This window comes from Candidatus Eisenbacteria bacterium, from assembly GCA_016867495.1.
Taxonomy (GTDB): Bacteria; Eisenbacteria; RBG-16-71-46; order CAIMUX01; family VGJL01; genus VGJL01.
Genome location: VGJL01000144.1, coordinates 1 through 6,393, shown reverse-complemented (window position 1 = coordinate 6,393; position 6,393 = coordinate 1). Strand labels below are relative to the sequence as shown.

Annotated in this window: 4 protein-coding genes; all 4 read right to left on the bottom strand. The window is 66.4% G+C overall.

Translation table 11 applies throughout. The features are described 5' to 3' along the window. Window positions 1-170: 170 nt before the first annotated feature. The 4 genes from FJY88_10805 to FJY88_10790 all read right to left on the bottom strand — a co-directional run bounded on the left by FJY88_10805 (window position 171) and on the right by FJY88_10790 (window position 5,312). Window positions 171-641, bottom strand: coding sequence for a DUF454 domain-containing protein (locus FJY88_10805; protein MBM3287822.1), 471 nt, complete (start codon window positions 639-641; stop codon window positions 171-173). Between the two features lie 3 nt (window positions 642-644). After that, complete coding sequence (locus tag FJY88_10800; protein ID MBM3287821.1) at window positions 645-2,819, bottom strand: hypothetical protein; 2,175 nt, start codon at window positions 2,817-2,819, stop codon at window positions 645-647. Window positions 2,820-2,887: 68 nt separating this feature from the next. Further along, complete coding sequence (gene gltA / locus FJY88_10795; GenBank protein MBM3287820.1) at window positions 2,888-4,393, bottom strand: NADPH-dependent glutamate synthase; 1,506 nt, start codon at window positions 4,391-4,393, stop codon at window positions 2,888-2,890. Then, window positions 4,371-5,312: a sulfide/dihydroorotate dehydrogenase-like FAD/NAD-binding protein gene (locus FJY88_10790; protein ID MBM3287819.1), complete on the bottom strand. Its 942-nt coding sequence runs from the start codon at window positions 5,310-5,312 to the stop codon at window positions 4,371-4,373. The genes gltA and FJY88_10790 overlap by 23 nt, the downstream gene beginning before the upstream one ends. Window positions 5,313-6,393: the final 1,081 nt, after the last annotated feature.

Genomic DNA, 6,393 nt, shown 5'->3' with positions numbered 1-6,393 from the left:
CTGAGACAGGGCGGACGAGTCTATCAGAGCAGCCTGCGCGTGGTTGCGCCCCCCCCCGATCCGCCGCACGAGAGGCCGATAACTCCAGCCGGGTCTTCTGCTGCTTGCCGCGTTGCGCGGCGGGAGATGGAGCCGGCGCCTGGCCCGGGACCGATGGACCGGGCGTCCCGCTACTCCCTCTCGATGTTCCCGACCTCGCCCTGTCGCGGCTCCATGAGGCGGATCTGGTGGGGGGTGGCCTTCTCGCATGTCCTCAAGCGCAGCAAGTGGATCGTCACCCCGGTCGCCGCTCCGATGAGGAGCAGCCTGAGCCACCAGGCGGAGGCGAAGAAGCAGACCCCGATCCCGATCGTCAACCAGAGCGCGAACAGCGCCCTAGCCTTCTCCCTTCGGCGGAGTCCCCTGCCTTCCCGGTAGTCGCGGACATACTCCCCGAACCAGCGGTTCTCGAGGAGCCAGCGATGGAAGCGCTCCGAGCTGCGGCCATAGCAATAGGCGGCCAGCAGAAGAAAGGGAGTCGTAGGTAGTAGGGGCACGAAGATCCCCACGACCCCAAGGGCCACCGACAGCGTGCCCGCCGCCTGGAGGAGTGTTCTGGGCAATCCGTGAGCGGACTTCGCGCCGCGGATCCGGGGCGCCATGGGTCAGAAGTAGACGCCGAAGCCGGCGACGGGGGTGATCCTGACGCCCTGGCTGTAGATGCGGTATGGGCGGCCGCCGAAACACCCGTAGGCGACATCATCGAGGTTGTGGCGGTTCAGCACGTTCAGGACATCGAGGTAGAAGAAGGCGTCCCTCCGGTCGCCGTAGACACGGTGCTCGAGCTTGACGTCGAGCCTGCGGTAGTCGGGCAGGCGTTCGCCGTTGGCCTCGTCGGCCGGGATCTTGATGAGGTTGTACGGACCCTCGCAGCCGACGACGGGTGTGTAGGGGCGGCCCGAGGAGATCCGATAAGAAGCGGAGATGATCGTCCCGCTCGTGATAGGAACCTCGAGCGCGAGCTGCCCCATTCTCGGCCGGTCGTGATCGCTGGGCCGCAGGGCCTTTGATGGTCCCTCCTTCTTGCGCGTCCTCGAGATGGAGTAGGAGACCCAACCCGTCGCATAGCGACCCGCAGGACGCCGCAGCGTCATCTCGATCCCCTCTCCCTTCCCCTTCCCGTCGCCGTGGATCTGCCCGGGGGCGGGACCGGCCGGGTCATCCCAGCGCGCGAGGCTGCCATAGAGCTTCCTGTAGATCTCGACCGCGCCTCCGAAGCCGTAGAGCAGTTCGAACTCGCACGATGCGGAGAGATGCTCGGCGGCGCTCGGCGGAAGTTCGCCCTTGCCCGCCTTGAGGAGGGATGTCGGCTCCAGGGGAAGCCCGGCGACGACGGGGTTGTCGTAGAGGGGGAAGGGGCTCTGTCTCACGATTCTCCAGCCGACTCCAGGTGTGACTCGCTTCAGTCCGCGGAAGCGAAGCGAGGCGTAGGGCGATCCCTTCCTTCCCTTGGTGAATGGAATCCTCTCCAGGCGGCCGCCGGCGGAGACGGCGAACGCCCTCGCGCTCCAGGTTCCCTCCGCCGATACGAAGCCCCCCTCGTCCTTCGCGAGCGCGAGATCGGGGACGCGGTCCTGGACAGCGATGAAGCTCTTCCCGGAGAAACGGTCTCGGCTGACCTCGGCATCCAGCCTGGTCTGGAACGAGGAGCTGAATCCCCAGACGATCTCGCACGACGCCAGGGCGCGACGGAGTTCGGCGACCGTCTCCTCAGAGACCCTGTCGTCCGGGCCGCGGAAGCTGGTCGAGCGATCGCGTTCCGAGAGGGAGAGTCCGACCCGGGCCATCCTCGGCCCAGGCTTGCTCCCCAGACGGACGCCAAGCAGGTAGGAGTCGGCCGAGCGATCGAGATTGCCAGTCTCTCGGTCGCGCGAGGCGACGGCCGTCACGGAGCCTACGAGCGCGCCCACGGGGCGCGTCGCCTTGGCCGAGAAGTCCTGGAAGCTGCGATCCTCCACGTCCGGCGGACGCTGCAAGAGGAGGTTGTAGAAGCTCATCCGGCCCGCGCCGAGAACCGAGGCCTCTCCGCGAGGGATCTCGCCTCCCAGGGCAACCGATCCCAGATCGTAGCGGAAGTACGCGCGCATTCTCTTCGGCTGGGCGGGGCTCAAGAGCGTCACGCTCGAGAGCGCGTTTCCGAATCGAGGCGGAAGCGCTCCAGGATAGAGTTCGATGCCACCGATCAGGTCGTCGTAGACGACCGAGGTGAAGCCCTCGAGGTGGATCGGCTGCAGCAACGGGAAACCGTCGAAGAGGACGAGGTTCTCCTCCGGCTCTCCTCCGCGCACGACGTAGCGGTCGGAGAAGTCATCCCCCGCCGCGGCGGCGACCCCGGGGAGCGACTGGATCGCGCGCAGCGGATCGGTCGCGACCGTCCCGGCGGAGCGCCGGATCGTCACACCGGTCAGCGTCCTCTTGCTCTGGGGAACGGAGGGATCGGGCCGCGCGGATGTGACATCGACCGGCTCGAGGGTGGCGATCCTGGCCTGGAGCCGGACGGAGATCTTGAGCGAGCGTTCGTCGCTCAGGACGATCGTTCTCTTCCACGGCTCGAACCCCACGTGCTCGACGCGGAGAATCTGCTCTCCCGGCGGCAGACCGTCGAGGCGGAACTGACCCGACGCATCGGTCTCCGTGCGCGCGATGGTTCCCACGAAGACCGCGGCGATGCCGACCGGCTGCTTGCTCTCCTGATCGATGACCCGTCCCTCGAGAAGCGCGGCGTGAGCCTGCCCCCAGAGCCCGGCGAGGAGGACTAGAATCAGAGATCGCCTCAGCATCGATTGGCTACCCGATCCCTTTCCTCCGCACGCGACCAGGTTCGGCCTCGCCGACGGCGTCCTCGCGGTCAGGCGTCTGCCGATGGCGCGGTCCCGCTCTTGGGCGGGCGCTCCTGCAGGGCCTCGTGGATCGTGCGGGCCGCGATCTTCCCGTGTCCCATGGCGGCGATCACGGTCCCGCCCGCGCCGGCCTGGGAGCCGATGATGTCCCCTCCAGCGCAGATGATCGGGATCTCCGGGGGGGTTTCTCCGGCCGCGACGGCCGCCTCCTTCCCGTCCAGGGAGAGCTTCTTGGGGTCGATGACGAGCTGCCCCCACTTGTTCGTCTTGAGGTAGGGCGTGAGCCTTGCCAGCAGCGGATTCGGTCCTTGCCCGATCGCCATGACAAGGACGTCGTACGGTCTGCGGAAGTTGGAGTCCGGGACCACGACGGGGCGCCTGCGGCCCGAGTCGTCCGGCTCGCCGAGCTCCATCCGGATCATCTCGACCTCCTTCACCCAGCCCTCCTCGTCCCCATAGATGGCGACGGGGGCGTGAAGGTAGAGGAAGTTGATCCCCTCCTCCTCCGCGTGGTGGATCTCGTCGCGGCGCGCGGGCATCTCGTCTCGCGTGCGGCGGTAGATGATGTCCACCTGCTCCGCGCCCAGACGCTTCGAGACCCGCGCGGCGTCCATCGCGACATTCCCGCCGCCCACGACTCCGACGCACTTTCCGTGGTGGATCGGGGTCGGCGCCTCCGGGAAGGACCGGGCGTTCATGAGATTCGCCCTGGTCAGGAACTCGTTCGCCGAGTAGACGCCGTTGAGCTGCTCGCCCGGTATGTTCATGAAGTAGGGAAGGCCCGCGCCGGTGCCGACGAAGATCGCATCGAAGTCCTGGATCAGCTCGTCCATCGTGATCGTGCGCCCGACCAGGGTGTTCAGGACGATCTCGACTCCGAGGGCTCGCAGGTTGTCGATCTCGTAATCCACGATCGCCTTCGGGAGGCGGAACTCGGGGATCCCATAGATCAGGACTCCTCCCGGCCTGTGCAGGGCCTCGTAGATCGTCACCCCGTAGCCGAGCCTGACCAGATCGGCCGCCGCCGACATGCCGGCGGGCCCGGAGCCGATGATGGCGATCGTCTTCCCATTCGGCGGAAGCATGTCGGCCTTGGGCCGGATGCCGCGCTCCCGCGCCCAATCGGCGAGGAACTTCTCGACGAATCCGATGCCCACGGGCTCGCCCTTCACGCCCCGCACGCAGACCATCTCGCACTGGCTCTCCTGCGGGCAGACGCGGCCGGTGATGGCGGGGAATAGGTTTGAGCGGCAGATGACCTGGAAGGCCTCCTCGTAGTTCTCCAGACGGACGGCGTCCATCATCGCGCGTATGTCGATCTCGACGGGGCAATAGGGGACGCAGCGGGGGTCCTTGCATGCGATGCATCGGCTGCTCTCGGTCCAGGCGATCTCCGGCGTGTAGCCGAGCTCGACCGATGAGAAGTTGTGGACCCGGACCTCGGGGTCCTGCATCGGCATCGGCGACTTCGTCTTCTGCTTGAGGGCTTCCTTACGCGCCTGCTCCCGATCCATCGCGTCTAGCGACCCTTTCCTGGCTGATGTACTGCCGATTGCGCCTATTCAAGCCCGCGAAGTCGACGGCGTAGCCGTCGAAGGCGGGGCCGTCCACGCAAGAGAAGCGCGCCTGATACTCGCCCTTCGCGTGATCCCAGATGCTGACCCTACAGCCGCCGCACATCCCGGTTCCATCGACCATGATCGGATTCAAGCTCACGATGCAAGGGATCCGGGAGGGGTCGTACTCAAGCGAGGGGTCGTAGGCGTCGCGAAATCCCTTGCCGGCCATCTCCTTGACGACGGCCTCCATCATCGGAAGGGGACCGACGGCGATCACCTCGGCGATCTCTCCCTCGCGTTGCTCGAGCACATCGTGCAGGACACCCGTCACGAACCCCTTACGTCCGTATGAGCCGTCGTCCGTCGTGACATGGATCTCCGTCGAGATGGCTCGGAGTTCCTCCTCCAGAATCAGGAGGCGCTTGGTCCGCGCGCCGATGATCGTGATCACGTGATTGCCGAGGTCGTAGAGCTCCTTCACCTTGGGCCAGATCGGGGCGATCCCGACGCCGCCGCCCATGCAGACGACCGGTTTCTCGTGGCGCCTGACCTCGATCGGGGTGCCCAGGGGGCCAAGGAGATCGAGTATGGCGTCGCCCGCTTCGAGCTCCGCCATCTTGCGAGTGGAGAGGCCGACGATCTGAACGATCAGGGCGATCGTGCCCGCCTCCCGATCGTACGCGGCGATCGTGAGGGGAATCCGCTCCCCCTCGTTGGCTGTTCGGAGGATCACGAACTGCCCGGCCTGCGCGTGGCGCGCGATGAGCGGCGCATCGACGACATACTCCAGGATCGCGTCCTCGCCCTCGACCAGCGTTCGCTTCTTCAGGATCGCGTAGTTCTTCCCCTTGAGGGCGCCCTCGGTATCGCTCATACTGCTCGAACTCCTCGTGGTGTCCAGACGCCGCGCCAACGCCCCCGCCCGATCCCATCGCCGGATCGCGATCCGGCCCGCACGGCGGCCTCCGAGAGGGGAGAGTTCCGCGTTGAATCTGCTCACTCCAATCTAGCATCTGAAGTAAGCATCCGCAACCTGGCCCGAACAGCGCCTCGATGTCTGAGGAGTCCGCGGGATTCTCGAGGCTCAGCGTCGCGACAGAGGCTCAGCGAATGACGCAGATCCGTCCCTGCCCGCGCGTGTCGCCGGCGGGGCGGCGGACGAAGTAGATGCCGGGAGAGACGAGGCGGCCTTCGTCGTCGCGACCGTCCCAGAGGACTTCCTGTACGCCGGGGTTCCTGAGAGACCAGACCCTTCGGCTCAGCGGGTCGAGAACCTCTATCAGAGAGCCCGCGGGGCAGGCGCCCAGTGGAATCGTGAATGGAGGCCTGCCGGGGGATGGCCAGGGGGCGAGACGCACTCGCGTTTCGCCTGCGCCGGCGATCGAAGCCGGGCCAACCACCATGCGCAGCTCCTTCAGGATCCAGTCGTCGGGATCGAAACGGATCGCCGCCGGCGCGAGCCTCACGGGGATGCGGAATGTCTGGCTCCTCAGGCTGTCCTGGATCGAGACGCGATAGGTTCTCTCGGAATCCTGGATCTCGATCTCGATGGGCATGGAGAAGGGAGGCTCGGGCTGGATCTGCTCCACGCGCAGCTCGAGGATCGGCCACGAGTCGCCCGCCGCGAGCGACCAGAAGAGGTCATAGGCCGGCATGCCCGTTCCATAGACCCATCGATCGAAGAACCAGCCGAGATCGCGGTTCGACACCTCCTGAAAGAGGGAAACGAGGTCCTCCGTCGTCGCATTGGCGAAAGCATGCGATTCGCCCCAGCTCCTCAGACCCTGGAAGAAGAGGCGGTCGCCCAGGACACCGCGTAGCATGTGCAGGACCCATGCGCCCTTGAGGTAGACGGTCGCGTTGAAGATGTAGTCGGGAGGCACGAGCGCCCCGGGGAACCACTCGGGAGGGCGCCACATCGAGCGGATCCACTCCCGATAGGCTTCGCCTCCGCT